The sequence below is a fragment of the Lysinibacillus fusiformis genome, from assembly GCF_002845985.1.
Lineage (GTDB): Bacteria > Bacillota > Bacilli > Bacillales_A > Planococcaceae > Lysinibacillus > Lysinibacillus fusiformis_D.
This window is the reverse complement of the sequence record NZ_PDFK01000002.1, coordinates 886419-911831: the sequence shown is the minus strand read 5'-3', so window position 1 is coordinate 911831 and position 25413 is coordinate 886419. Positions and strand designations below refer to the sequence as shown.

23 protein-coding genes are annotated in these 25413 nt (G+C 39.3%); 12 read left to right on the top strand and 11 right to left on the bottom strand.

Annotated elements, in window-relative coordinates; all coding sequences use genetic code 11:
• The first annotated feature begins 772 nt into the window (after nucleotides 1–772).
• Nucleotides 773–2422: an FAD-binding dehydrogenase gene (locus tag CRI88_RS10490; protein ID WP_058843252.1), complete on the top strand. Its 1650-nt coding sequence runs from the start codon at nucleotides 773–775 to the stop codon at nucleotides 2420–2422.
• A gap of 117 nt (nucleotides 2423–2539) precedes the next feature.
• Here CRI88_RS10490 and trhO read toward each other — a convergent pair whose 3' ends face one another.
• A complete protein-coding gene (gene trhO, locus CRI88_RS10485) occupies nucleotides 2540–3511 on the bottom strand; it encodes an oxygen-dependent tRNA uridine(34) hydroxylase TrhO (protein WP_089933907.1) in 972 nt (323 codons plus the stop codon).
• Between the two features lie 139 nt (nucleotides 3512–3650).
• On the opposite strand from trhO, the gene CRI88_RS10480 reads away from it, so the two are divergent.
• Nucleotides 3651–4433 (top strand): enoyl-CoA hydratase, encoded by a 783-nt coding sequence (locus tag CRI88_RS10480; RefSeq protein ID WP_036118062.1) that lies wholly within the window; start codon nucleotides 3651–3653, stop codon nucleotides 4431–4433.
• Between the two features lie 47 nt (nucleotides 4434–4480).
• Here CRI88_RS10480 and CRI88_RS10475 read toward each other — a convergent pair whose 3' ends face one another.
• The gene (locus CRI88_RS10475) at nucleotides 4481–4666 is read right to left on the bottom strand and encodes a YhzD family protein (protein ID WP_036075853.1); all 186 of its coding nucleotides are present in this window, start codon (nucleotides 4664–4666) and stop codon (nucleotides 4481–4483) included.
• A 247-nt stretch (nucleotides 4667–4913) separates the two neighbouring features.
• Here CRI88_RS10475 and CRI88_RS10470 point away from each other — a divergent pair, with 247 nt between their 5' ends.
• The 4 genes from CRI88_RS10470 (at nucleotide 4914) to CRI88_RS10455 (ending at nucleotide 11441) form a co-directional block, all read left to right on the top strand.
• A complete protein-coding gene (locus CRI88_RS10470; RefSeq protein ID WP_089933905.1) occupies nucleotides 4914–6128 on the top strand; it encodes a metallophosphoesterase family protein in 1215 nt (404 codons plus the stop codon).
• 4 nt (nucleotides 6129–6132) lie between these two features.
• The gene (locus tag CRI88_RS10465) at nucleotides 6133–9021 is read left to right on the top strand and encodes an ATP-binding protein (RefSeq protein WP_101966580.1); all 2889 of its coding nucleotides are present in this window, start codon (nucleotides 6133–6135) and stop codon (nucleotides 9019–9021) included.
• The gene (yhaM, locus tag CRI88_RS10460) at nucleotides 9018–9953 is read left to right on the top strand and encodes a 3'-5' exoribonuclease YhaM (RefSeq protein ID WP_058843256.1); all 936 of its coding nucleotides are present in this window, start codon (nucleotides 9018–9020) and stop codon (nucleotides 9951–9953) included. Before CRI88_RS10465 ends, yhaM begins: the two co-directional genes overlap by 4 nt.
• 183 nt (nucleotides 9954–10136) lie before the next feature.
• Nucleotides 10137–11441: a methyl-accepting chemotaxis protein gene (locus CRI88_RS10455; protein WP_101966579.1), complete on the top strand. Its 1305-nt coding sequence runs from the start codon at nucleotides 10137–10139 to the stop codon at nucleotides 11439–11441.
• Between the two features lie 82 nt (nucleotides 11442–11523).
• Here CRI88_RS10455 and CRI88_RS10450 read toward each other — a convergent pair whose 3' ends face one another.
• Complete coding sequence (locus tag CRI88_RS10450) at nucleotides 11524–12504, bottom strand: peptidylprolyl isomerase (protein WP_089933897.1); 981 nt, start codon at nucleotides 12502–12504, stop codon at nucleotides 11524–11526.
• A 143-nt stretch (nucleotides 12505–12647) separates the two neighbouring features.
• On the opposite strand from CRI88_RS10450, the gene CRI88_RS10445 reads away from it, so the two are divergent.
• Complete coding sequence (locus CRI88_RS10445) at nucleotides 12648–12752, top strand: YjcZ family sporulation protein (protein WP_004230765.1); 105 nt, start codon at nucleotides 12648–12650, stop codon at nucleotides 12750–12752.
• A 167-nt stretch (nucleotides 12753–12919) separates the two neighbouring features.
• Here the strand turns inward: CRI88_RS10445 and CRI88_RS23270 are convergent, their stop codons facing one another.
• The 6 genes from CRI88_RS23270 to CRI88_RS10415 all read right to left on the bottom strand — a co-directional run bounded on the left by CRI88_RS23270 (nucleotide 12920) and on the right by CRI88_RS10415 (nucleotide 16270).
• On the bottom strand, nucleotides 12920–13105 hold the full coding sequence (locus tag CRI88_RS23270) for a hypothetical protein (protein WP_008173337.1): 186 nt from the start codon (nucleotides 13103–13105) through the stop codon (nucleotides 12920–12922).
• Between the two features lie 69 nt (nucleotides 13106–13174).
• Nucleotides 13175–13720 (bottom strand): DUF3267 domain-containing protein, encoded by a 546-nt coding sequence (locus CRI88_RS10435; protein WP_036118042.1) that lies wholly within the window; start codon nucleotides 13718–13720, stop codon nucleotides 13175–13177.
• Between the two features lie 205 nt (nucleotides 13721–13925).
• The gene (locus CRI88_RS10430; protein WP_036117418.1) at nucleotides 13926–14486 is read right to left on the bottom strand and encodes an HTH-type transcriptional regulator Hpr; all 561 of its coding nucleotides are present in this window, start codon (nucleotides 14484–14486) and stop codon (nucleotides 13926–13928) included.
• Between the two features lie 157 nt (nucleotides 14487–14643).
• Nucleotides 14644–15039 carry a YtxH domain-containing protein gene (locus CRI88_RS10425; protein ID WP_101966578.1) on the bottom strand — a complete coding sequence of 132 codons (396 nt, stop codon included), beginning with the start codon at nucleotides 15037–15039 and terminating at the stop codon, nucleotides 14644–14646.
• Nucleotides 15040–15171: 132 nt separating this feature from the next.
• Nucleotides 15172–15708, bottom strand: a complete 537-nt coding sequence (locus CRI88_RS10420; protein WP_036117414.1) for a tryptophan transporter — start codon at nucleotides 15706–15708, stop codon at nucleotides 15172–15174.
• A 148-nt stretch (nucleotides 15709–15856) separates the two neighbouring features.
• Nucleotides 15857–16270 carry an HIT family protein gene (locus CRI88_RS10415; RefSeq protein WP_036117412.1) on the bottom strand — a complete coding sequence of 138 codons (414 nt, stop codon included), beginning with the start codon at nucleotides 16268–16270 and terminating at the stop codon, nucleotides 15857–15859.
• A 104-nt stretch (nucleotides 16271–16374) separates the two neighbouring features.
• On the opposite strand from CRI88_RS10415, the gene CRI88_RS10410 reads away from it, so the two are divergent.
• Nucleotides 16375–17124: an ABC transporter ATP-binding protein gene (locus CRI88_RS10410; RefSeq protein WP_036117411.1), complete on the top strand. Its 750-nt coding sequence runs from the start codon at nucleotides 16375–16377 to the stop codon at nucleotides 17122–17124.
• On the top strand, nucleotides 17108–18289 hold the full coding sequence (locus CRI88_RS10405) for an ABC transporter permease (RefSeq protein WP_058843259.1): 1182 nt from the start codon (nucleotides 17108–17110) through the stop codon (nucleotides 18287–18289). The genes CRI88_RS10410 and CRI88_RS10405 overlap by 17 nt, the downstream gene beginning before the upstream one ends.
• A gap of 75 nt (nucleotides 18290–18364) precedes the next feature.
• On the opposite strand, the gene CRI88_RS10400 is transcribed toward CRI88_RS10405, so the two are convergent.
• Nucleotides 18365–18880, bottom strand: coding sequence for an antibiotic biosynthesis monooxygenase family protein (locus tag CRI88_RS10400; protein WP_036117408.1), 516 nt, complete (start codon nucleotides 18878–18880; stop codon nucleotides 18365–18367).
• Between the two features lie 244 nt (nucleotides 18881–19124).
• On the opposite strand from CRI88_RS10400, the gene hemE reads away from it, so the two are divergent.
• From hemE to hemY, 3 genes are all read left to right on the top strand, one after another.
• Nucleotides 19125–20174: a uroporphyrinogen decarboxylase gene (gene hemE / locus CRI88_RS10395; protein WP_036117406.1), complete on the top strand. Its 1050-nt coding sequence runs from the start codon at nucleotides 19125–19127 to the stop codon at nucleotides 20172–20174.
• A 155-nt stretch (nucleotides 20175–20329) separates the two neighbouring features.
• Nucleotides 20330–21250, top strand: coding sequence for a ferrochelatase (hemH, locus tag CRI88_RS10390; protein WP_058843261.1), 921 nt, complete (start codon nucleotides 20330–20332; stop codon nucleotides 21248–21250).
• Between the two features lie 14 nt (nucleotides 21251–21264).
• Entirely contained in the window at nucleotides 21265–22686 is a 1422-nt protein-coding gene (gene hemY, locus CRI88_RS10385) for a protoporphyrinogen oxidase (RefSeq protein WP_058843262.1), read from the top strand.
• Between the two features lie 131 nt (nucleotides 22687–22817).
• Here the strand turns inward: hemY and CRI88_RS10380 are convergent, their stop codons facing one another.
• Nucleotides 22818–25397 (bottom strand): beta strand repeat-containing protein, encoded by a 2580-nt coding sequence (locus CRI88_RS10380; protein WP_101966577.1) that lies wholly within the window; start codon nucleotides 25395–25397, stop codon nucleotides 22818–22820.
• Nucleotides 25398–25413 lie beyond the last annotated feature (16 nt).

Here is a 25413-nt window from a genome sequence, read left to right as displayed (position 1 = left end):
GGATTTATCTACGACAGTCTGAAATTTGTAAAATTCGAACATCTTACAGCATGCAAACGATCTCCTTTCTAAATCGAAAACAATATAAAAAGCCTTCCACGCCTTACAGACACAGTTATTGTGTTGTAAGGGGCGAAAGGCTGAATAAACATTGGTTCGCGGTACCACCCTTAATCACTGCTGGAAAATTTATTCTGGCAGTCTTAGCTATATGCGTAACGCGCATGGGACGGATAAGCTTACTGTTAAGTTGTTCGGCTTATCTATTCTGGAGTGGAACTATTATCGTAGAAATCACTGATTTACACCAACCATCAGCTCTCTTTGGATTTTCTTGTGACTAGTATGTCTCCGTCGTTATATTTTGTGTGATTAAATTTGTTAACATCATAATCCCTATTGTTCACCTTTGTCAACGATATTTCTGAAAAACTTAAAAAATATAGACTTCAAAAGTCTGAATAATAACTAAAAACGAACATTGTTTGTTTTATTAGTGTTTAATATTCGTCTTTTTGGAGGATACAATGAAAGCGTTAACGATATTTGAAAAGTGCGATAGTATCAGTGTTCCATGTAGTTTACGGTTAAAAAATTATATGGTAATTAAATGGAATGAATTAGATGATTTATGCTATTCCTTGATGATTTTAGTGTAAGAAAGCGAACATTTTCGCTTGTCACATTTTAGACAAAAAATTAGATTTTAGAAGGTAAACAGGCTGTGAGAGAAGAATGTTAGATAAGGATGATTTGATTTGGGGGTGTAAAAATGCAGTACGATGTTGCAATAGTTGGTGCTGGACTTGCGGGTTTAGTTGCTGCTTGTGAGTTAATCGATGCAAAGAAAAAAGTTCTTTTAGTAGATCAAGAGTCTGAAAATTCAATAGGGGGACAGGCATATTGGTCTTTTGGTGGGATATTTTTAGTAAATTCTCCAGAGCAGCGAAGGCTTGGAATTAAAGATAGTAAAGAACTGGCGTGGCAAGATTGGCAAGGAACTGCAGGCTTTGATCGTTTAGAAGATGAGGATTCGTGGGCTTATAAATGGGCCAGAGCCTATGTTGATTTTGCTGCAGGTGAAAAATATGACTGGTTAAAGTCAAAAGGTATCAAATTTTTCCCTGTGGTTGGATGGGCAGAACGGGGAGGCTCTTTAGCGGGAGGACATGGCAATTCTGTACCAAGATTTCATATTGTATGGGGAACTGGTCCTGGCATAGTAAAGCCATTTGTAAATAAAGTAAAGCAAGCTATGAAAGATGGATTTATCGATTTTAGACCAAGACATCGTGTGGATGAATTTATACAACATGATGGAACAATTACAGGAATCAGTGGAACAGTGCTAGCAGAAACCTTTATTAATCGAGGTGAAAAAAGTTCGAGATTGGGGATTGGCGAATTTTCCTACGAAGCCGATGCCGTGATTGTAGCAAGTGGCGGTATTGGGGCTAATTTTGATTTAATAAGAAAAAATTGGCCTGCACGACTTGGGACTCCTCCTAAAAATATGGTATGTGGTGTGCCAGCTTACGTTGATGGGAGAATGCTAGAAATCACAGAACATGCTGGAGGACGTATTGTAAATCGTGATCGCATGTGGCATTACACAGAGGGATTAAGAAATTGGGATCCAATTTGGCCCAACCATGGCATTCGTATTTTACCAGGGCCTTCCTCCTTATGGTTTGATGCAGAAGGTAATCGATTCCATGCACCCAACTTCCCAGGCTTTGATACGCTCAGTACGTTAGAGGCAATTCAAAAAACAGGTTATGATTACTCTTGGTTTATTTTAACGGAAAAAATTATTGAGAAGGAATTTGCACTATCTGGTTCAGAACAAAACCCAGATTTAACAAACAAAAGCATTAGTGATGTGCTTAAGCGTATAATGCCAGGTCCACCAGCCCCTATCCAAGCTTTTAAAAATCATGGCGAAGATTTTGTGATTGCACATGATTTAAAAGAACTAGTAGAAGGCATGAATAAACTAGCAGGGAATGAGCTACTGGATTTCATGAAAGTGAAAGAGCAAATCTTGGCAAGGGATCGAGAAATGGACAATAAGTTTACGAAGGATTTACAGGTTAACGCTATTCATGGGGCAAGGCATTATATTGGAGATAAATTAGTGCGTGTTGCCAAACCACATAAAATTCTAGATACTAAAAATTGGCCATTAATTGCCGTACGTTTAAACATTCTAACTAGGAAAACCTTGGGTGGCTTACAAACAAATTTAAATGGTGCGGTGTTGGGTATGGATGGTCAACCTATGCCAGGTTTATTTGCTGCTGGTGAAGTAAGTGGCTTCGGTGGCGGGGGTGTTCATGGCTATCGTGCTTTAGAAGGGACATTTGTCGGAGGCTGTTTATTTAGTGGACGGCAGGTTGGGCGCTATTTAGCGCAGGAATAATAAGAAAAAGAGCATCGTTCATCAGGACGATGCTCTTTTTGGATGGGCTAGTAGATGGCTTACTATTTTAAGGTTTAGACCATTTACGCACACGGCTAAACCCTATCTCACCAAGTATTAACAATTTGCGTTTTGAATCTCTGCAATCTTAGCAATTTGCTCCTCAACCTGCTCCTTCGTCCAACCATTCTCTTCGACAAAGAAATTGCGTTCTGCACGGCGGCAATCATCTGAACAGCTACGCATATAAAATGCTTCGTGTTTTTCCTCACATAACATTAATTTATGACATTCAGGGTTTGCACAGTTTGTATAACGTTCAGAAGGTTCACCTGTGAAGTAATCCTTCCCAACGATGACATGCTCAACCTGATTAATCGGTACACTTCGACGACGGTCAAAAACAAACATCTGACCATCCCATAGCTGGCCCTTTACTTCAGGATCTATTGCATAGGTTGCAATACCACCGTGTAATTGACCAACACTTTTACCATAGCCTTCACGTTTTAGCCAACCAGAGAATTTTTCACAGCGAATACCACCTGTGCAGTAAGTTAAAATCTTTTTATCTGCAAAATCTTCTTTATGTGCTTCCATCCAAGCTGGAAGGTCACGGAAGGTTTCAATATCAGGTCGTACAGCACCTTTGAAATGACCAATATCATATTCATAGTCATTTCGGGCGTCGATAATCACAGTGTTCTCTTCTTGCATTTGTTCCATAAATTCTTTAGGCGATAAATAATCGCCTGTGATTTCCAAAGGATTAATATCATGCTCCAAACCTAAATGGACAATTTCCTGACGAGGACGTACATGCATTTTCTTAAAGGTATGTCCTTCCACCTCATCGATTTTCCACATAATATCACTAAAACGAGCATCTGCCTTCATATGATTCCTATAAGCATCTGTTTGCTCAACGGTACCAGAAACGGTGCCATTAATGCCTTCAGAGCCTACTAAAATCCGTCCAAGAAGTCCAATTTCTTTACATAATGCTAAATGTTCTTCTGCAAATGCTACAGGGTCTTCAATTGTAATATATTTATAATAAAGTAATACACGATAGTCCTTCTGTATCAAAATACGTTACCACCTTTAACTCAATATTCGTCCTTTAATATAGCATAACAAGAGCAATTTTGCTTAGAGTAGAAGGAGTTTGCTAAAAAAACACGAATAGTACATAGTGAATGACTATTCATATTTGGGGGTAATAGAGATGGAATTTTCAACGATTACTTTAGAAAAATTAGAACGTCGTGCAACGTTAACATTGAATCGTCCGCAGGCGATGAATGCTATGGATGATGTTATGATGCGAGAACTCGCAGAATGCTTTGAGGCTCTCCAACAGGAACAAAATATACAGGTGCTTGTTATTCGTGGAGAAGGAAAAGTCTTTTCTGCGGGTGGCGATATCAAGGCTATGTTAGATGAAAATAAACCATTAAATATTGATGAGGCAATGGTCTATCTTTCACGTATTGTGAAAGCGTATTATCAGTTACCAATGATTGTGATTGCGGCTGTTCATGGTGCATCGGCAGGTCTAGGGTTTAGTCTAACACTTGGGGCAGATATAGTTGTGGCTTGTGAAAATAGTAAGCTAGCTATGAATTTCATTGGAATAGGACTAATCCCAGATGGAGGTGGTCATTTCTTCATGAAGGAACGTGTGGGGACTGTTAAAGCGAAACAGATGATTTGGGAGGGGAAGGTATTAACAGCAAAAGAAGCATTAGATGAAGGGCTTATTGACTTTATTGCACCAGAGGGTACTGTATTTGCCATGGCAGATCAGCTTGTTGGTAAAATGCTTGCGTCACCTATTTCTTCCATGATTACAACGAAAAAAATTCTACATGCTCAAAATTTGCCTCAGCTAGAAAATATCCTAGCTTTAGAAGCAGAGGGGCAATCCGCTATGCGTAAAACAACAGATCATCTAGAAGGCATTCATGCATTTGTAGAGAAAAGAATGCCTGTCTTTGTAGGAAAATAACAATCATAAAAGGCGCGTAGCAACATTGACTACGTGCCTTTTAGCCACTAAACATGGAATAAAATTAATTTACCCGAAGCGTTTACAAGACGATGAGTTTTGTCGGCAACACCTTTTTCCTCAATTTGTTGTTGTCCGTTTAGTTTAGCAGCCTCATCATTTTCAAATGTCCAAGTTTCATCAAATAATGTTTCCCCTGTTTTTTCAAAAGCTGTAAAACGATAATTCTCCATACAAACCCCACCCTTTTACTTAAATATATTTCTATTATACATAGAAGATTTATAAACTTCACGGTAAAACTAGTGAATTTTTTGATAAATTACGAAAATTGTGGAAAAAGTAAGGCAATGCTGTTTTTTATGTAATACCATTTTTCATAAAACGTGAACTATGATAAAATAGAACAAATATTCGGTTTTGTTTAGTGAACATATTACGGTACAGAGGCGATAATTATCTACTATTTGAGGTGATTGGATGACAGCAATTCGTTTTTTTCATTTGGCAGATTTACATTTAGATAGTCCATTTAAAGGTTTATTTGGATTACCTGAGCACATTTTAAAGAACATTAGGTCGAGTACTTTTGAAGCATTCGATAAAATGATCCATAAAGCAATTCAAGAGAAACCTGATTTTATATTAATTGTTGGAGATATTTATGATGGTGAAAATCGTAGCTTGCAAGCACAACGAAGATTTCAGGATGCAATGGAAAAGCTCTTCCAACACAACATCCCTGTAATTGTGAGCTATGGTAACCACGATCATTTAAATGGCACTTGGACACGCTTTGCTTTGCCAAGCAATGTCTATGAACTACCAGCGGAAACGACCGTGGTTCAATTAAAAATCCGAGGCCAGCAAGTAAATATATATGGTTTCAGCTATCATGAACGCCATTTAAAGGAATCAGTTATTGAAAGTTATCCAATTGCACAGGATCAGCATGCCATTCATATTGGTATGCTACACGGCAGTGAGGCAGGCAACACGACCCATGATGTTTACGCCCCTTTCACTAAGCAGCAGTTGATAGAAAAGAACTATCATTATTGGGCTTTGGGACATATTCATAAACGACAGCTTTTACATCAAAACCCTCCCATTGTTTATCCAGGCAATATTCAAAGTCGACATCGTAAAGAACAAGGACTGAAAGGCTTTTATGACGTGACGTTATCCCAAACATCGAATGAGCTAGATTTTATCCCTACATCTACTGTCGTTTATAACACGATAGAAGTGGATTGTACGAATGTTGTACATGCCAATGAATTACTAAAAAGATGTTCGGAAGCGATCACAACGAATAGGACGAAGTACGGGGCATCAGTAGTTGAGCTTCACCTGCAAAACATTGATGAACAAACGGAAGCTTTATTTGCACACGCAACTGTAGATGCATGGTTAGATACTGTGCGAGAGACGGAGGAAGGCATTGAGCCGATGTGTTGGGTACAAAAGTTGGTATTGCAGAAGACAGCAAGTCTTTATGAGCAGACAGCAGCAACTCAATCCGTTGTCAGCTTAATGGAGCAGTGGGACAGTAATGAATGGAAAGATATTCTAAAAGATTTATACCAATATGCTGGTGGTGCAAGGCTGATAGAGCCACTAAGTGACAAGGATATTGAAAACTTAACGCAAAATGCACAGGCATTATTGGCAGAAGAAATTCAAAGGGCGTGATCACATGCTGACTATACAAAAAATCCAAATATATGGCTTTGGTAAGCATGAAAACATCACCATTTCCTTAAATGAGGATGTCACTATTTTTTATGGATTAAATGAAGCAGGAAAGACGACGATTCAGCAGTTTATACTACAAATGCTCTTTGGTTTCCCCATACGGCAGCAGACACAGCGCAAATATGAACCAAAAGTTTCGACGAAATATGGTGGTCAGCTCACACTCGTGCATCCTATTTATGGCCAGTGCACTATTGAACGTGTGAAAGGAAAGGCAGCGGGCGATGTTTCTGTTTATCTAGAGGATGGAACAACGGGACACGAGGAACTATTAACTAAGCTTTTATATGGGTATTCTAGAACGTCCTTTGAATCCATTTTTTCATTTTCATTGCATGAGCTACAGGGCATTGAAAAAATGTCAGAGGAGGAGCTAACCCATTTGCTACTAGCCTCTGGCACAACAGGGGTTCAACATTTATCAGCTCTTGAAAAGAAGATGGAGAAAGAGGCAAATGAGCTGTTTAAAAAAACAGGTAAAGTACCCGTGATTAATCAAAAGGTTGAGCAATTAAAGCAGCTTGAGCGTACGATTAAACAGGAGCAGGGAAAGATTCTAACATTTGAGGACAAATTAAAGCAATTACAACTACTTGAGCATAATCTAGAAAAGCTTTATAGTACGCAAAAACTGCTGCAACAACAATGGCAGCAGTTAACGATTCAAAAGCAGGCACTACCTCTCCTCAAACAGCAACAGATTTTACAGCAGACACTGGTCAATTATCAACATGTACAGTTTCCGCCAGAAGGTATAAGACGCTATGAGCAATTAAAGGATCGTCTATTACACGAAAGCCAGCAGCTAATGCAATTAAAGGAGCAATATCAAACATTACAAGATCAAGTACTTACCATAGCGGATGAGCATACAGTCAATGAAATGGCTCGTCTTATGCAAAAAGAGGCAACGTGGCATCAGCTGATGGTGAAGGAGCAAAATTTACATGATGATCTCTTTATGTTTGAGCAAGAAATAAAAGCACAGTTTCGTTTATTAGGCGTACTCGAGACAGAGGCACAGGAGAATCTTCTCGAAGAAACGGTTTCACTCCAGCAGGAACAACAATTTCAGCTTCAATTAAGTAAATTGGAGGAGGCAGAGGACGAGCTAAAGTTTCATCTACGCTCACTAGAGCAAGTCCATCTAGAATTAGAGACAATTGCCAAACAAAAGCAACGGCTCATGCAAGAGTCATTAACAAATGAAGAAGAACATATTTTAGCACAGTGGCCCCAACAAAAGCGTAAGCTTGAGCAATTACGTGCGGCCAAATCGCAACGTAGTAAACAAAAGCAACCTCATTATTTTAGCTGGCTTGTACTGCTAATCGGTTTATTGTCATTGATTTATGGTGTATTTGAAAAAAACATAGTTGCGACCATTATCGGAGCTGTTTTATCATTGCTGACTCTGTTATTTATCCGATATGTTAAACAAGCGGATGAGCCTACTAGTAAAGAGCATAGTTCCCTTCTTCGAGAGTTAGAGCAGGAGGAAATGACGGTACAAGCGGTGCTATTAAAGAAGCAAAGATATGAAGATCGTTGGGTACACGTCAATGAACAGCAAAAGGAGAAGGAGCAGCAATACGCTTCTCTTGAATATAAAATTCAACAGGCTGAGATAGAGAGTGAAGAAGCCACTCACACACTCCAGCATTTTTTAAAACGTTATCGATTACAGGGAACAATCGCCAGAACGTTAATGCCCGAATTATTTATGCGTATTCGGAGTGTGCAAGAGCTAGCAGCTAAAAAAAATAGTACCCTAAGCCTTATGCAAGAAGTTCAAAAAGAAAAGCAGCATATTTATAAACAGCTTCAACAGGTTTTAGAGGGAGCCTATAATGAACAGGAAATATATATGTATTTACGGACAGCCTACCTTGAAGCACAACAACATCAACAGCAAGTACAGCAAACAAAAGAACAGCTAGCTGGCCTGAAGATAAAAATGGATGGTGGGCAATCAAAACTGGACCGTTATACAACTGAAATGGCTGAGCTATTGAATGAAGCACAAGTTCCAAACGAGCAGGCTTATTATGAAATGTATGAGCAATTTGAGCAGCAAAAAAACATCATGACAGAGTTACAAACGGTTCAGGCTCAACTCGCCTCACTCAATCTTCCACAGCGAGAGAGTCTAGTGGAGGACACTGTTAACGAGGACATACATGTTTTAGAACAAGAGCAAAATTCAACGCAGCTAGCGATCGACCAATGTCTTGCGCAACGTGCTGCTTTGCTCATTGAAAAAGATCAGCTATTAAATGATGAAAAGTATGGGCAATTGCTACAACAGTTTGAGCAGGAGAAAGCAGAATTGCAGCAGCTGATTGAGCAATGGGCAACTAAAAAAGCTGTTGCGACAGCCATTCACGAAACATTATTCCGCCTACGTGAAGAAAAATTACCTCATGTCCTTGTGGAGGTGAATGCGATTTTCCGTTTACTAACAGGGGGAAGATACGATAAACTTTCGATTCATGATGAAGGTTATTTTGTTGCACAAGATGTAGCAGGATTACGTTATCAAATGGCTGAATTATCTCAGGCTACCAAAGAACAAGCCTATATTGCATTACGTCTGGCCCTTGCAAAAACACTAGTGAGCACTGCTCCATTTCCAATTATTATGGACGATCCATTTGTCCATTTTGATCGAAACCGTACAAACAAAATGGTACAATTAATGAAAGAAGTAGGATATGAACGTCAAATTTTATATTTTACTTGTCATGATACAATGCTCAAACATTGGCAGAAAGAGCAAATTGTCGATATAGGAGCATTAGCAAATGAAAGGGGAGTGGCGTCAACATGAAAGGGATTACGACGCTCCAAGTTGGAGAAGCAGTTGATCAATTTTTATTAATAAAACAAGCGACAAAAGGTGTTACAACCGTTGGAAAGCCATTTATGTCGCTATTACTACAAGATAAAAGTGGAGATATTGAGGCAAAGCTCTGGGATACAAATGAGGATCATGAAAAAATGTATCATGCTGAGGCCATTGTACGTGTAGGTGGAGAGATTCACGACTATAGAGGAAAGAATCAATTGCGTATCAAATCTATTCGTGTTGCCAAGCCAGAGGAAGGTATTGCGATCGATGATTTAGTACCATCCTCTGCAACACCAAAAGAACAATTGTATGAAGAATTGACACAATTTTTCTTTGATATTAAAAATCCAAATATCTCACGTATTACAAGAGCGGCTATTAAAAAACATTATGATGCCATCTTAGTTTTTCCGGCAGCAACTAAAAACCATCATGACTATGCGTCTGGTTTATTAGATCATATGGTGTCCATGCTCAAACTAGGAAAAGCCATTGCTGATTTATATCCAACACTTAATCGTGACCTGTTATATGCAGGCATTATTTTGCATGATATTGGCAAGGTTGTGGAGTTGTCTGGGCCTGTTGCCACGATGTATACAGTGGAGGGCAATTTATTAGGTCACATTACCATTATGGTGAATGAAATTGCCAAAATTGCAAGTGAGCTAGAAATTGAAGGCGAAGAAGTTATGCTGTTGCAGCATATGGTATTGTCTCACCATGGGAAAGAAGAGTGGGGGAGTCCGAAAAAACCGATGCTTCAAGAAGCGGAAATCTTACATTATATTGATAATATAGACGCGAAGATGAACATGCTAACAAGAGCATTAGGGAAAACGACACCAGGTGAATTTACTGAGCGGCTTTTCCCACTTGATAATCGTTCATTCTATAAGCCTACTATTTAAAAAGTAATATGATTAAGCCCCTAACCTGTTGAGAAATTGATAATTGATGTTGCTTATTAACTAACCTATACTGATTTCGATAAGTCTAAATATGCATATGTGTAATTTTAGTACCTAACTATTGTACCAATGCTAGTATTTATTTTAGAATAAAGAGAGAAATGATAGGAATGGGGAAGAGCAATGGAAACAGAGGGACTTTTTTCACGGGAAATTAAGTTTTGGAAAAGTTTAATTTTCAAAATGATACTAGCTATAGGTATAAGTTTATTTATTAGCTCGCATATCTCAGAATTTGTTAGTCATCAATTTGAAAAAGTAGTACATTTAAACGGCAGTGCAGGTGTTGCCATTAATACGTTTATTTCGTTATTTATTGGTACAGTCATTATTTCGTTATGTACGAGATATATCGTCCTAAAACGTGTAAAGCGTGTATTAAAGGCTATGACACAGGCGGCTGATGGTGATTTAACGGTACGCATTGACGACCGTTTCAAAGATGAAATTGGACAATTATCCACTGAATTTAATCATATGTTAGAGCAAATTGGCACGGTTATTGAAAAGACGAATAAAGCATCTGCGGATGTCTCGACTTATACAAAGGAATTTACAGCGATTACAGAGCAAAGTAGTCACACGGTTGAAACCATTTCTGATGCTATTGGAGATATTGTTTCCAGTGCGGAAGGACAATTGAAGCAAATGGACCTTTTATCTGAATCCGCTAATCTAATTTCCAAAGATATGGACCATGCATCTTCTGCTGTACAGGCTGTTGCAGATATAGCGAATGAAACAAATCAAAAGGCTGATTTAGGTTTACAGCTAATTGAGCAAACGATTGATAAAATGAATACGATTAATGATTCTGTTCACCAATCAACAGAAGTTGTAAATGCTTTAGGTGAAAAATCAAAGGAAATTAGTACGATTGTCTCGTTAATTACAAGCATTACCGATCAAACAAACCTGCTTGCATTGAATGCATCTATTGAGGCGGCTCGAGCAGGAGAGGCTGGAAAAGGCTTCGCGGTTGTTGCGGATGAAGTTAGAAAATTGGCAGAGGAATCTGGGAAAGCTGCTGACAATATTCGAACACTAGTGGATGATATATTAAACCAAACTTCCGGTGCTGTTTTCGCTATTAATAGTGGCACACAATATGTAGATGAAGGACGAGAGGCTGTTGAACAGACAGGTGATGCCTTTAAAAATATTGTGGAATATGTACAACAGATTAGCCAACGTACAACGGAAGTTACGGATATCGTATGGCGCGTTAATGAGAAGGCAAGCCAAACAGATTCTGCTGTAAAAGAAATTGTAGGTATGGCGAATGGCACATCTTCAGGTATGCAGCATATTGCTTTATCCATAGAGCAACAAAGTACTTCTAATGAGGAAATTGCGAGCGCGGCAAATGTCCTTCAAACGATGTCAAATGACTTACAAGCTGAAATTAGCCAATTTAAAGTGAAATAGAGAAGGAAAAAGGAGCATCTGATTTGTCAGATGCTCCTTTTGGTTGTGGATATTGTTCAATTGATAAACAATATTCCCTCGATTATTTAGATTCCTTGTCCGTATCTTCTGCTTTGTCTTCAGAATCTTCTTTAGCAGCTTTGTCTTCTGCTTTTTTAGCTGCTTCTTCAGCTGCTTTTGCCTGTTCTTCACTTGTTGTTGTGAAGAATTCTAGTGAATCTTTTAAATCTTTATCAGATGTTTTAACATTCGCATCTTTAGCCATTTTTGCAATGATATCTTTTAGAATAGCTTGAGCTTCACCTGTTTGGTTTAGTTTATTTAACATTGTTGAACGAATGTTTTCTTCTTCATCTTTAAATGCACCGACATCTTTTACATCACGCTTCTCCGTAATTTCAATTACATGATAACCAAAGCTAGATTTTACTGGCTCACTCAATGTATTTAATTCAAGAGCGTAAGCAGCATCGTTAAATTCATCTACCATTGCACCAACAGAGAACCATCCAAGCTCTCCACCTTTTTGAGCAGAACCTGTATCTGTTGAGTACTCTTTTGCTACATCCTCAAACTTAGCGCCGCCCTTAATTTTTTCAATGACTTCTTTAGCTGTTTTTTCATCTGCTACTAAAATATGACGACCATTAAGTTCTGTTTTCATTTGCTCGTAGTATTTTTTCACATCTTCTTCTTTAATTGCTTGATCTTTTAAAGCTTTCTCTTGAAGAAGTTGAACACGTAAAGAATCTTTAAAGCCCTGTTCTGTTAAGCCACTTTCAGCAAGTGCTTGTGTAAAGCCTTCACCAAATTGTGAAGCTGTTGTGTCATAAGCTTCTTTAATTTCTTTATCTGTTACTTCATATTTGTCAGCTAAAACTTTTTCAGTCACCAATTGTTGCATTACATATGAGCCTGTTAAAGCTTTTGCCTTTTCATTAAAATCAGCTACTGAAATATCGCCCACTTTAGAAGTAACGATGGCTTTGCTGTCTCCGCCGCTACAAGCACCAAGCGCTAATACAGATGCAGCTAGAGTTAAAGATAAAACTGTCTTTTTCATAGTGGATATTCTCTCCTAACATGGTTTCGTCCATTTTTTACTATAACATAAACGTTTTAAAAACAAAATGGTTCCCCCTTGAGTATTGCCTATATTTCAAATTTTGAAGCGCATAGGATATAGAAAAGAAAGGGGGTGAAGTTATGGGCAACGGAGGATACGGTGGCGGTGGCTACGGCTCAGGCTTTGCTTTATTAGTTGTGTTATTTATTTTATTAATTATCGTTGGTGCAGCGTTCCTATACTAATTAATAAAACAGCGAAAAGCTAAGAGCTCTAACTCTTAGCTTTTCTTAACAATGTTAGACATTCGCGCCGCATGCCTTAGATACTACCAATCTTCTTGGTTAGAAAAAGTTGTTGCATGGGGGGCTCGACTTATTCTTCGAGCGTGCGGACGGGCGCGGATGTACTGTTATACTGCATATAAAATTTCAATATAGAATGAGACAAGTAATATGGTAATAAGTATATTTATAGTTCGGAATATTTTTGGTTGGTTTTCTTCGGGAATTTCACGTCGCATGCATAGAGCATATGTCATGCGGTTAATTTGAAATAAATAGAATACCGAGAATAGAACTACAATCATTAATAGCAAGTCTATTCCTCCCCTCTTTCAATAGTAATAGCATAACAAAGAACGTCATTAAAAAACAAGTACAAGCATTTAGTGAACGGTTGGTGGAACTAAAATTTCATAACCTTTAGGTGTTTCCTCTATTTGCGAATTTTTAGGTGAGTGCAAAAGGTATTTCACGTAAAGGATATCAATCAAACATAGACTACAATGATAGGCTAGCAGCAATGTACCATAATGTGTGTATGCCGGTAAAAGCCAAGTTCCTATTATAATACTTGTGTTTAGAATGATAAAAGGCGTAAGTAATGCTAAGATGTAACGATTTTTTGATAAAGGCTCACGAATACGCATGTGTAAAACTGGAATTATATAAAATTGAGTACGTACACGCAATTTTAAATGCTGGCGTAAATCGTATAGTGCCAGAAAATGTAAAAATTTATGAACTGGATAAAGTGTTAAGGCTGCTATGACAAAGAGCCAGAATAAACGATCTGTATAATGCTCCTCGTTGAATAAATTAAACAATACATACGAAACAGAAAAGACCGACAAAAAGGTAATAACACTCATTATAATAATACGCGTAGTACCGTAATGATGTTCTAGATTTAAAATTTTCCAACAATGCATGGCTTAGTATCAACTCCGAAATAGGAAGTGTCCTATTTAATGTAAATTGAATGATGTTAGAATGCAAGAAAAAGGAGGTATTTCAGAAATATTTCTGAAATACCTCCTTTCACATGATTTATTCCTGAATGAACAGTAGTATACCTCATTATGTTCAACTAATAAATAAGGGCAGGAAAAATTTTGTGCAGTTTGAAGCTTCGTCTTATCCTTTTACAGGTGTGCGTTCTTCTAGTGTGTCAAAGGAATCGCGGAAATGTTGGAAGGAACGTTCGAAAATATCGATGAAATCCTCACCATAAATATTACGAATAACAGCCATCACATCTAAAAAATCTGGGAAACGGCCATATAGATCTTTTAATGCTAGTGATCCTTCTAATACGGAATGATACGTATTATGGTAGTTTTTATTCATCTCTATAATGAGTTCTGTCCCAGTTTCAGTTAGCTCCACGTAAGTATTACGTTTGTCGTCATCACGCTTCGAAAATTTAAGGAAGCCACGCTCTTCTAACTTTTTGGAGAAATTAAATGCGGTAGAAACGTGCATCACGCCAAATTTTGCTACATCTGAAATGGATGCTCCTTTTAAATGATATGAAATCCATAAAATATGGTGTTCATTAATATTTAGATCATAAGGTTTAATCCATTGTTGCCAATCTTTTTCTACCGCTTTCCATAGCGCTTTAGATAACTGTGCGATTCTTTGACTATAAAGCATCGCTTCTTTTTGTGTATATAATTCCTCTGACAAAGCCATCACCTACTGCTTTCTTTCACATTTTTAAAAATATTATAGCAGTAAAGAAAAAAAGTTTAAAGTTAGAAAAATTAAAAAATTGAAAAGTGGTTAAAAAATAATATTATAGTAATGATTTTTGATAAAAAAATAGATTTTTTACCATTCGAAAAGGACTTTAGTCGCTAACTTTTTCTTGTGGTTTTTTCTTATTTTCTGTAATTTGTGCAATGTTTTTCTCGATTTCGCTAATCGAATTCTGTAATGCATCTAATTCTTGTTGCAAATTATTTTTAGTTGGTTCGATTTCTTTAGTGAAAGTTGTAATTGTTTGTTTTAAATCATTTATTATTTGTGGGATATTATTTTTTACTTCAATTGTTAAAGTGTTGACAGATTGTTTAACAGTCCCTACTTGTTGTTTGACATCAAGGAGCATTCCTTTTGTCTGATCGACATTTTGTTTGACAGAAGCACGTAGCTGTTGTCCTGATTGTGGCGTTGAAAAAAGTACAGCGACTGTTCCACCGATAATGCCTGTTGTTAGTCCAAGTAAAAATGGTTTTGCTTTCATATTGATACCTCATTTCTAGTCATGTTTATCTACTATTAAACCATGAATTGTACAAATACAAAAAGAAAAAAGAAACTAGACGAGTGATTTACCACCACCGTTTAGTTTCTTTTAATTATTTTAAGTAAGTGTTTATGATATTTGAGAAATGGCTGTATTGAATTTAGAACGCTTCACTAATTTTGTGACAATGGGATAAATGACGGCAAAAGCAACGACATTAAATGCGACAGCTGGCAGGACAACGCCAATAAATAACATCGCAAACGTTGCACCAACATTTGCATTGAACACAAAAAGTGCTACGGCTAAAAAGACAGTTCCTGAAAGAATAGTTCCTAATCCAACTAAGATAGCTGATACAGCGAAATGATTTGCTAGTTTTTTGAGAATCAATAAAGCGGCTAAAAAGACAAAGCCTGTTACTGCTTTATCAATAATATTTGGGACAAGACCTGCTGGGAATGTTGTAAATAAACCTGAAAGTACGCCTGTTGAAAGCGAAAGTAAGAACGTTTCTTTCACAGTGGGGAACAATAAAATGCCAATAAACATCATTGTTAACATGAAATCAGGTTTCATGCCATTCACCATACCTGGTGTCACCACATAAAGGGCTGCACCAACACCTACTAATAATGCCATTAATACTAAATTTTTTGTATTCATCTGTATCTCTCCTCGACTAAGCTAATCTATTTGTCTCCTAACGTATCCTCTTGATCGTTAGCGAAACTTATTTGTGATTGTACGCCAAAATTTTTCAATTTGCAATACAGTTTTCTGAACATTTTAATGTTAATATATTACAAATGACTTATAGATTGGCTTTAATACTTTCTGCAACTTCGGCTAACTGCTCTGGTGAATATTTTTGAGTCTGCCAAATTAAGCCTAGTCCTTCTTTTTCATCGTAACGCGGAATAAAATGTAAGTGGTAGTGGAAAACAGTTTGTCCAGCGGCAGCACCATTGTTATTAATCGTATTCATACCTATTGGCTGAAATGCTGCTTTAATAGCATTAGCGATTTTTGGTGCAACTGCATATAGATTACGTGCTACATCCTCTGGCATTTCAAATAGATCTTGACAGTGATGCTTTGGAATTAATAATGTATGACCTTTTGCAACAGGTGAGATGTCTGTAAATGCATAGACATGATCGTCCTCGTAAACTTTGGTACTTGGAATAGATCCGTCAATAATTTTGCAAAATAGGCAATCGCTCATGAGAATTTCCCCCTTAACGTATATGTAAGTACATTCTATCATACTCAAACCTGTATCATTTGCTAATTTTTGATAAAATATAAAACAAGAAGAGGAGTGAGGATATGTCAGTATTAGAGGTACAGCATGTGACAGGTGGTTATACAAGAAAGCCTGTGATTAAAGATTTATCTTTTACAATTGGAAAAGGAGAATTAGTTGGCTTAATCGGCTTAAATGGAGCTGGTAAAAGTACAACGATTAAACATATTATCGGAACGATGTTGCCAAAGGAAGGGGACATTCGTTTAAATGGTGTGACATTGAAGGAAGATACGGACAAATATCGGACAGCATTTTCCTATATTCCTGAAACTCCTGTATTATACGATGAATTAACATTAAGAGAGCATCTAGAATTGACAGCGATGGCTTATGGGATTAATAGGGCAACCCTCGATGCTCGTTCTGAGGTGCTATTAAAAGAGTTTCGCATGGAGAAAAGATTAAATTGGTTCCCTTCACACTTTTCAAAGGGGATGCGTCAAAAAGTCATGATTATGTGTGCTTTTTTAGTGAATCCAAGTCTATATATTATTGATGAGCCTTTTGTGGGGTTAGATCCACTAGGTATTCAATCATTACTAGATCAGATGGATGAAAAGAAAAAAGAAGGTGCGTCTATATTAATGTCTACGCATATTCTATCGACGGCTGAAAAGCATTGCGATCGAATTATTTTATTGCACGAAGGAAGAGTGCGAGCACAGGGGACGATGGCGGAATTGCGTCAATCATTTGCTATGCCGAATGCGACATTAGATGATCTTTATATTGCCATGACAAAGGAGCGGGACCATGAAGAATTTGCGTGATGTATGGTCCTCTCGCTTCATGCATTATATAGGAGAAGTACAAAAGTATATGCAATTTATTTTTACAGGGCATATTGCAATTGTACTTGTATTTCTTATTGGAGCAGGGGGCTACCAATATAGCGAATGGTTGAAAGTTGTCCAAACAGACTTTCCAGCAGAAATCGTCATAGCTGTTATGATAGGGATTTTATTGGCCTTTAGCCGTCCTACTACGCTGTTGAGAGAACCAGATCAAGTATACTTATTACCTTTAGAATCGAAAATGTCTCAATATTTTAGCAAAGCATTGGCTTGGACGTTCTGGTCCCAAGTATGGATTGTAGCGATTGTTTATATTGTATGTATTCCATTATTGAAAGCCGTAACGGCATTAACAACAACTGAAATATGGACGATCTTTTTACTTATCATTGTATTGAAATATATAAGTGTGCAAGGAGAATTCAGCTACCGATACAGTGAGCGAGGTCAAATGGTTTGGGTGGACAGGCTTATTCGAGCTGTCATATTCGGGGCTGTTTTATACATGGGGCTTCATGCTCAGCTAATACTAGCGGTAATAGCGACAGTTATTAGTGTGGTTTATATCATTATCTTTAGGAAAAAATCAGTTGGCGAACCTGTGCCTTATGAACATTTTGTCAAAATTGAACAGAATCGTATGATGAGCTTTTACCGTTTTGCTAATTATTTTACAGATGTACCTCATCTACACGGAAGTATCCGACGTCGACGCTGGATGGACTGGCTGTATAGATTTGTGCCATATGGTAAAGAGAATGCTCAAAAATATTTGGTGTTTCGTACCTTTGTCCGTACAGATGACCATTTCTATTTATGGCTTCGTCTTACGGCCATTTCGGGAGTCATCGCAGTTTTTGTTGATATTCCTGTAGTGACATGGATTGTTGCTGGTGCACTCAGCTTTGCGACCACAATTCAGTTAAAACAAGCCTTACTATCAAGTGGTGAATTTCGAATGGACATGCTCTATCCTTTACCAGAACATGCCCGCCAATTAGCTGTAAAGCAAACTGTCCGTTTAGCAATGGTTACACAAGCTATTATTGTTGGTTTATGTGCTATCACACAGCCAATGTTTTATTTAGCCATTGTCATTGTTATTGTAATTAGCGAATTAACAGCAAAAATTTCCAAATAAATAGATTGTAGCTGATAAATTGAAAAGCTCATTTTCCAATGCTAGTATTCGGAAAATGAGCTTTTATTTTATCTACTATTCTGTATCCTCATTTGGCATAGCACTATAAGTTGTTACATAAGAAGCTGCTGAAAAGATATTTTGCTGACTTACACCTGATGAATCATCTCTTTTAGCATGTGCAGATTCAAAGGCTCTAGAGCTCTTCCATGCTTCAAATGAATGTGGTCCATTCCACTGCGTCATGACAATGTAAGTATCACTCTTGATCGGACGTAATAAACGGAACGCCACAAAGCCAGGCTCATTTTCAATGGCGCGTGAACGCTCTAAAAAGCGGTGTTCGAAAACAGGTCGTCCTTCATCTGTCACAGGAATATTATTAAATACAAAGAAGCCTCGTTCCTCTAATTCATTTACTGAATCCAGTACCTCAAATTTACGTGGTGTCGCAAAAACTGTCTTTCCTTCTGTCTCATGAATCAGTACAGAGTTTCCATCCCCATGAATTAAAATCATATGCTCATTTGGATACTTATTTTTTACCTGTTCTAAAAAATCACCAGTGCCAGAAGTTAAATAAATATACATCAATTTATCCTCCTTACGATCTTACTAATTATAGCGTGATTATACCCTTTTCAGCGTAAGTCTAACGCTCTGTTCAAAAAGAATCTGCCGAGAAAGAACAATTTTATGACATTTCACTAGGAAAACTATACAATTACGGAGGAAGCGTTTACTATTGGAAACGGATATCAATAATAAAGGAATAAACAAAACATTTTTTAAGACAATTTTATAGTATGAATTTATCGAGGGGAAGGAACTATTCATGACAACTTTTAATGATACACTCCTGCGTGCTGCACGTGGAGAAAGGACAGCACACACGCCAGTATGGTATATGCGTCAGGCAGGACGTTCTCAGCCAGAATACCGTGCCATTAAAGAAAAATATTCCTTAGAGGAAATTACACATCAACCTGAGCTATGTGCATATGTCACTCGTCTACCTGTAGAAAATTATAATGTCGATGCAGCCATTCTATACAAAGATATTGTGACACCTCTTCCGGGGATTGGGGTAGATGTAAAGATCAAAGCAGGCGTTGGTCCTGTTATTTCAAACCCTATCCAATCAGTAGCAGATGTAGAAAAATTAGGTGAATTCAATGCTAATGAGCATACACCGTTTGTATTAGAAACAATCAAGATATTGGCAGAAGAGCAATTGAATGTTCCTTTAATCGGTTTTGCTGGAGCACCATTTACACTTGCAAGCTACATGATTGAAGGCGGCCCTTCAAGAAACTATAATAAAACAAAATCATTTATGGTATCAGAGCCACAAGCTTGGTTTGCATTAATGGATAAACTAGCTGACATGATTATTGCAGATGTAACTGCTCAAATTAAAGCTGGTGCAAAGGCAATCCAAGTATTTGATTCGTGGGTAGGAGCCTTAAATGTTGAGGATTATCGTGTATTTATTAAACCAATTATGACTCGTATTTTTGCAGAGCTGCAAAAAGAAAATGTGCCACTCATTCAATTCGGTGTCGGTGCGAGCCATTTAGCAAAGGAATGGAATGATTTACCGATTGATGTTGTAGGCTTAGACTGGCGTTTGCCAATAAAAGAAGCGCGTGCGAATGGTATTACAAAACCGGTACAGGGTAACTTAGATCCATCCCTTTTATTAGCAGATTGGTCAGTCATTGAGAAACGAACAAAAGATATTATTGAACAAGGTTTAGAAATGCCAGGTCATATCTTTAACCTAGGACATGGTGTTTTCCCAGAGGTCAACCCAGATATCTTAAAACGTCTCACTACACTTATTCATGAATACAGTGCACAACAAATTCAAGCTCGTTCTTAATAGAAGTGAATCAAATGTGAAAAATATGTCCCTTTCTACATAGGAAATTTTATTTTCCATATAGAAAGGGAGCTGTCCAATATTAAAGATTGGGCAGCTTCTTTTTGTCACATAATGTATGAAAACATAAAACAATTTTAGAGGTGAAAAGGGTAATGAAAGAAGTTAAAGGCTTATTGGTAATGGCATACGGAACACCTTATAAAGAAGAAGATATCGAACCTTACTATACGCATATTCGTCATGGACGTAAACCTTCGGCAGAGCACTTAGAGGATTTACGTAGCCGCTATGAAGCTATCGGTGGTTTATCTCCATTAGCTGCGGCGACACAAGCACAAGCTGAAGCCCTATGTGCACGTTTAAATGAGGTGCAGGATGCTGTAGAATATAAATTGTTTATTGGCTTAAAACATATTCATCCATTTATTGAAGATGCAGTAGAGCAAATGGTGGCAGAGGGCATAAAAGAAGCGGTTTCTATTGTTCTAGCCCCTCATTTCTCTACGTTCTCTATTAAGTCTTATAACGGTCGTGCTGAAGAGGCAGCAGGAGGTCGCTTAACGATTACTTCTGTAGAATCTTGGTATGATGAGCCGAAATTCATTGAGTATTGGGAACAACAAGTAAATGATACATTTAATGCAATGCCACAAGAAGAACGTGAAACAGCTTGTTTAATTGTGTCAGCACATTCATTGCCTGAAAAAATTAAAAACTTGGGCGATCCGTATGAAGATCAATTAATTGAAACAGCACGTCTTATTCAAGCTGCGACAGGTCTAAAAAATGTAGAGGTTGGCTGGCAATCAGCAGGCCAAACACCAGAGCCTTGGATTGGCCCAGATGTTCAAGATTTAACACGTGAGCTATTTGAAGAAAAAGGCTTCCGTTCATTTGTTTATACACCAGTAGGTTTTGTAACAGAACATTTAGAAGTGTTATATGACAACGATTTTGAATGTAAAGTTGTTTGTGATGAACTTGGCGCAAAATACTATCGCCCAGCGATGCCAAATACACACCCATTATTTATTGATGCGATGGTAGATGCGATTCATAAAAAATTAAGCTAAGCGAAAAGAAAGTGATGATGTTGGTGACTCAGAAAAGACGAAAGGTAGTTGTCGTAGGCGGTGGCATTACAGGCCTTACAGCCGCATTCTATATGCAAAAAGAAGCAGGCGCAAAAGGATTGCCATTAGATATCGTACTTGTCGAGTCGTCATTACGTCTTGGCGGAAAAATTCAGACCTTAAGAAAAGATGGTTTTATTATTGAGCGTGGGCCAGAATCTTTTTTTGATCGTGAAAATTATGTTAATGATTTAGCAAAGGATCTCGGGATTGAACAGAAATTATTGACAAGCAATGCAGGGCCTACTTATGTTGCTGTTGGTAGTCAGTTATATCCAATACCTAGTCATCTCTTGTCAGGAGAGACACCACATATCTCATCCTTTATAGCATCAGGTCTGTTTTCACTTAGCGGTAAAGTTCGTGCGGCTGGGGATTTTTTCATCCCTCGTTCTGCACAAGATGACGATCAGCCGTTAGGCGCATTTTTTAGAAGAAGATTTGGTTCTGAAATAGTAGAAAATCTAGTAGAACCATTACTAGCAGGAACATTTGCAGGGGATATTGAGCAATTAAGTATGAGCTCGACTTTCCCGCAGCTTTATAGTTTAGAGCAAAAATATCGGAGTTTGTTGATTGGCATGAAAAAGTCAGGAACAAATTTCTTAAGCAATCATCATATTGATGAAAACAAAGGGATTTTTCAAACCTTTAGTAATGGTCTTGAAACACTCATTGAAAGTATAGAAGAATCACTACTTCCAGGGACAGTCATGAAGGGTGTCAAAGTAGAAGAAATAGAGCATGGCAAAGATGGATCAGTTCAAGTAATGCTCAATAATTTCTCACATATAAAAGCAGATGCTGTTATTATTGCTACTCCCTTTAATATGGCAGAAAAAATGTTTAGTAAGCATAATCTGTTACATGAATTGGGAACAATGAAGGCTGCAACGATTGCAACCGTTACAATGGCCTTTAAAAAGGATCAACTTGGTGATCTAGATGCCCTTTCATTTTATGTCTCTCGAAATAGTGATTTTTCAATCACTTCTTGTACATGGATGAACAGAAAATGGCTAGCTACCACACCAGACGATTATGTACTATTACGTAGTTATATTGGGCGAGTGGGAGATGAAGCGATTGTGGCACTATCTGATACTGAAATCGAAAAAACGGTGCTACAGGATTTAAAGAAAACGATTGGCATAGATGGGGACCCTCTAACGACAGTGGTTACACGTTGGAAAAATGCGATGCCTCAATATACAGTTGGACATGAGGCGAAAGTTCAACGTATAAAGCAGGAATTACAAGAACATTTTCCAAATGTCAAGCTTGCAGGAAGCTCATTTGAGGGAATATCAATTCCAGAATGTGTGCAGCAAGGTAAACATGTTGCAGATGAAGTATTAATGGAAATGTTTAAATAATAGATGAAAAATAGTACAAACATGCATAACAAATGTTTGTGCTATTTTTTGTTTTTTGAAAAAGAAAAAGCAAACCACGATTTCGTAGTTTGCTTTTTCCACTTGCTTCAAATAGTGATGACCATCTAAATCTAAGAAATTCGATGACATGACCAAACGATACCACCAGAGTTAGCACCACCTAGTGTAAGACCGATTGTCAAACCATTGGCTTCATAGAACAGATCGATAGTGTCTCCAGCGTTTAATTGTACTTCTCCTGCCAAAGTTACCGTTCCATTTCCAAGAACCGCACGCAATGTTAATATGAGCGCGACGTTTACGTTTAATACAGGGAATAAGCCACTGATTAAATTCGTAGTAGTATTTTGTCGTATTGCAAATGAAGGGTTTATTCCACCCCCTAAAGTGACACTAATAGCCGCTGTAGTAGAGTAGTTAATGGTCGCTTCAAAGGAATATCTACCTGTAGTTGGTACAGTGAATATTCCAGTTGTTGGATTGAAAGCAGGCGTTGTAAAGTAAGGTGATGCTACACTCCAGTTAGTGATGGAGGTAGAAGCATTAACAGCTAAAGTATTTTTAAATGCAGAGAATCCTTCTGTAAACGCTGGTCCAGTAGGTCCAGTAACCCCAGTAGGTCCGGTAACCCCAGTAGCTCCAGTAACCCCAGTAGCTCCGGTAACCCCAGTAGGTCCGGTAACCCCAGTAACACCAGTAGGTCCAGTTACACCGGTAGGTCCAATATCTCCAGTAGCTCCAGTTATACCAGTAGGCCCGATATCCCCAGTAGCGCCAGTAGGTCCAGTAACGCCGGTAACGCCAGTAGCGCCCGTAGCTCCGGTAACGCCAGTAGAGCCAGTAACCCCGGTAGGCCCGATATCCCCAGTAGCGCCAGCAGTACCAGTAACCCCGGTAGGCCCGGTAACGCCAGTAGAGCCAGTAACGCCAGTAGAGCCAGTAACGCCAGTAGAACCAGTAACGCCAGTAGGTCCGATATCCCCAGTAGCGCCAGTAGCACCAGTAGGTCCAGTAACACCGGTAACGCCAGTAGCGCCCGTAGCTCCGGTAACGCCAGTAGCGCCCGTAGCTCCGGTAACGCCCGTAGCTCCGGTAACGCCAGTAGCGCCAGTAGTGCCAGTAACCCCAGTAACGCCCGTAGCTCCGGTAACCCCAGTAGCTCCAGTAACACCAGTAGCACCAGTAGGTCCAGTTACACCGGTAGGTCCAATATCTCCAGTAGCACCAGTAGGTCCAGTAACGCCAGCAGTACCAGTAGCGCCGGTAACCCCGGTAGGCCCGATATCTCCAGTAGGCCCTGTAACCCCAGTAGAGCCAGTAACCCCGGTAGGTCCGACATCCCCAGTAGCACCAGTAACCCCGGTAGGTCCGATATCCCCAGTAGCACCAGTAGGTCCAGTAATCCCGGTAGGTCCGATATCCCCAGTAGCACCAGTAGGTCCAGTAATCCCGGTAGGTCCGATATCCCCAGTAGCACCAGTAGGTCCAGTAACCCCGGTAGGTCCGATATCCCCAGTAGCACCAGTAGGTCCAGTAATCCCGGTAGGTCCGATATCCCCAGTAGCACCAGTAGGTCCAGTAACCCCGGTAGGTCCGATATCTCCAGTAGAGCCAGTAGCCCCAGTAATGCCCGTAGCTCCGGTAACGCCAGTAGCTCCGGTAACGCCAGTAGAGCCAGTAGAGCCAGTAGCTCCAGTTATACCAGTAGGTCCGATATCCCCAGTAGAGCCGGTAACCCCGGTAGGTCCGACATCTCCAGTAGGCCCGGTAACCCCAGTAGAACCAGTAACGCCAGTAGGGCCAGCAGTACCAGTAACCCCGGTAGGCCCGGTAACGCCAGTAGAGCCAGTAACCCCAGTAACCCCAGTAACCCCGGTAGGTCCGATATCTCCAGTAGAGCCAGTAATGCCCGTAGCTCCGGTCACCCCAGTAGCCCCGGTAACGCCAGTAGAGCCAGTAACCCCGGTAGGCCCGATATCTCCAGTAGGGCCAGTAACCCCAGTAGAACCAGTAACCCCAGTAGAACCAGTAACCCCAGTAGAACCAGTAACGCCAGTAGAACCAGTAACGCCAGTAGCGCCAGTAATGCCCGTAGCTCCAGTAGGTCCAACATCTCCAGTAGGGCCAGTAACTCCAGTAGCACCCGTAACACCAGTAGATCCAATATCCCCAGTAGCCCCAGTAGCCCCAGTAGCCCCAGTAGCCCCAGTAGCCCCAGTAACCCCGGTAGCCCCAGTAACCCCAGTAACCCCGGTAGGCCCGATATCTCCAGTAGAGCCGGTAACGCCAGTAGCCCCAGTAACGCCAGTAACCCCGGTAGGTCCGATATCTCCAGTAGCGCCAGTAGCCCCAGTAACGCCAGTAGCCCCGGTAGGCCCGGTAACGCCAGTAACCCCGGTAGGCCCGATATCTCCAGTAGAGCCGGTAACGCCAGTAGCCCCAGTAGCCCCAGTAACCCCGGTAGGTCCGATATCTCCAGTAGCGCCAGTAGCCCCAGTAACGCCAGTAGCCCCGGTAACGCCAGTAGGGCCAGTAACCCCAGTACTACCTGTAGGTCCAGTTATCCCCCCAGTAGGTCCTGTAGGTTTTACAGGCCAAATTGGACAACTGGGAATAGGTCCAGTTTTGCAACAACAAGGGTAGGAATGACACTTAGTGCAAACTCTATCTATAAATTTTCCAAAATGCATAATCTCACCTCCTCTC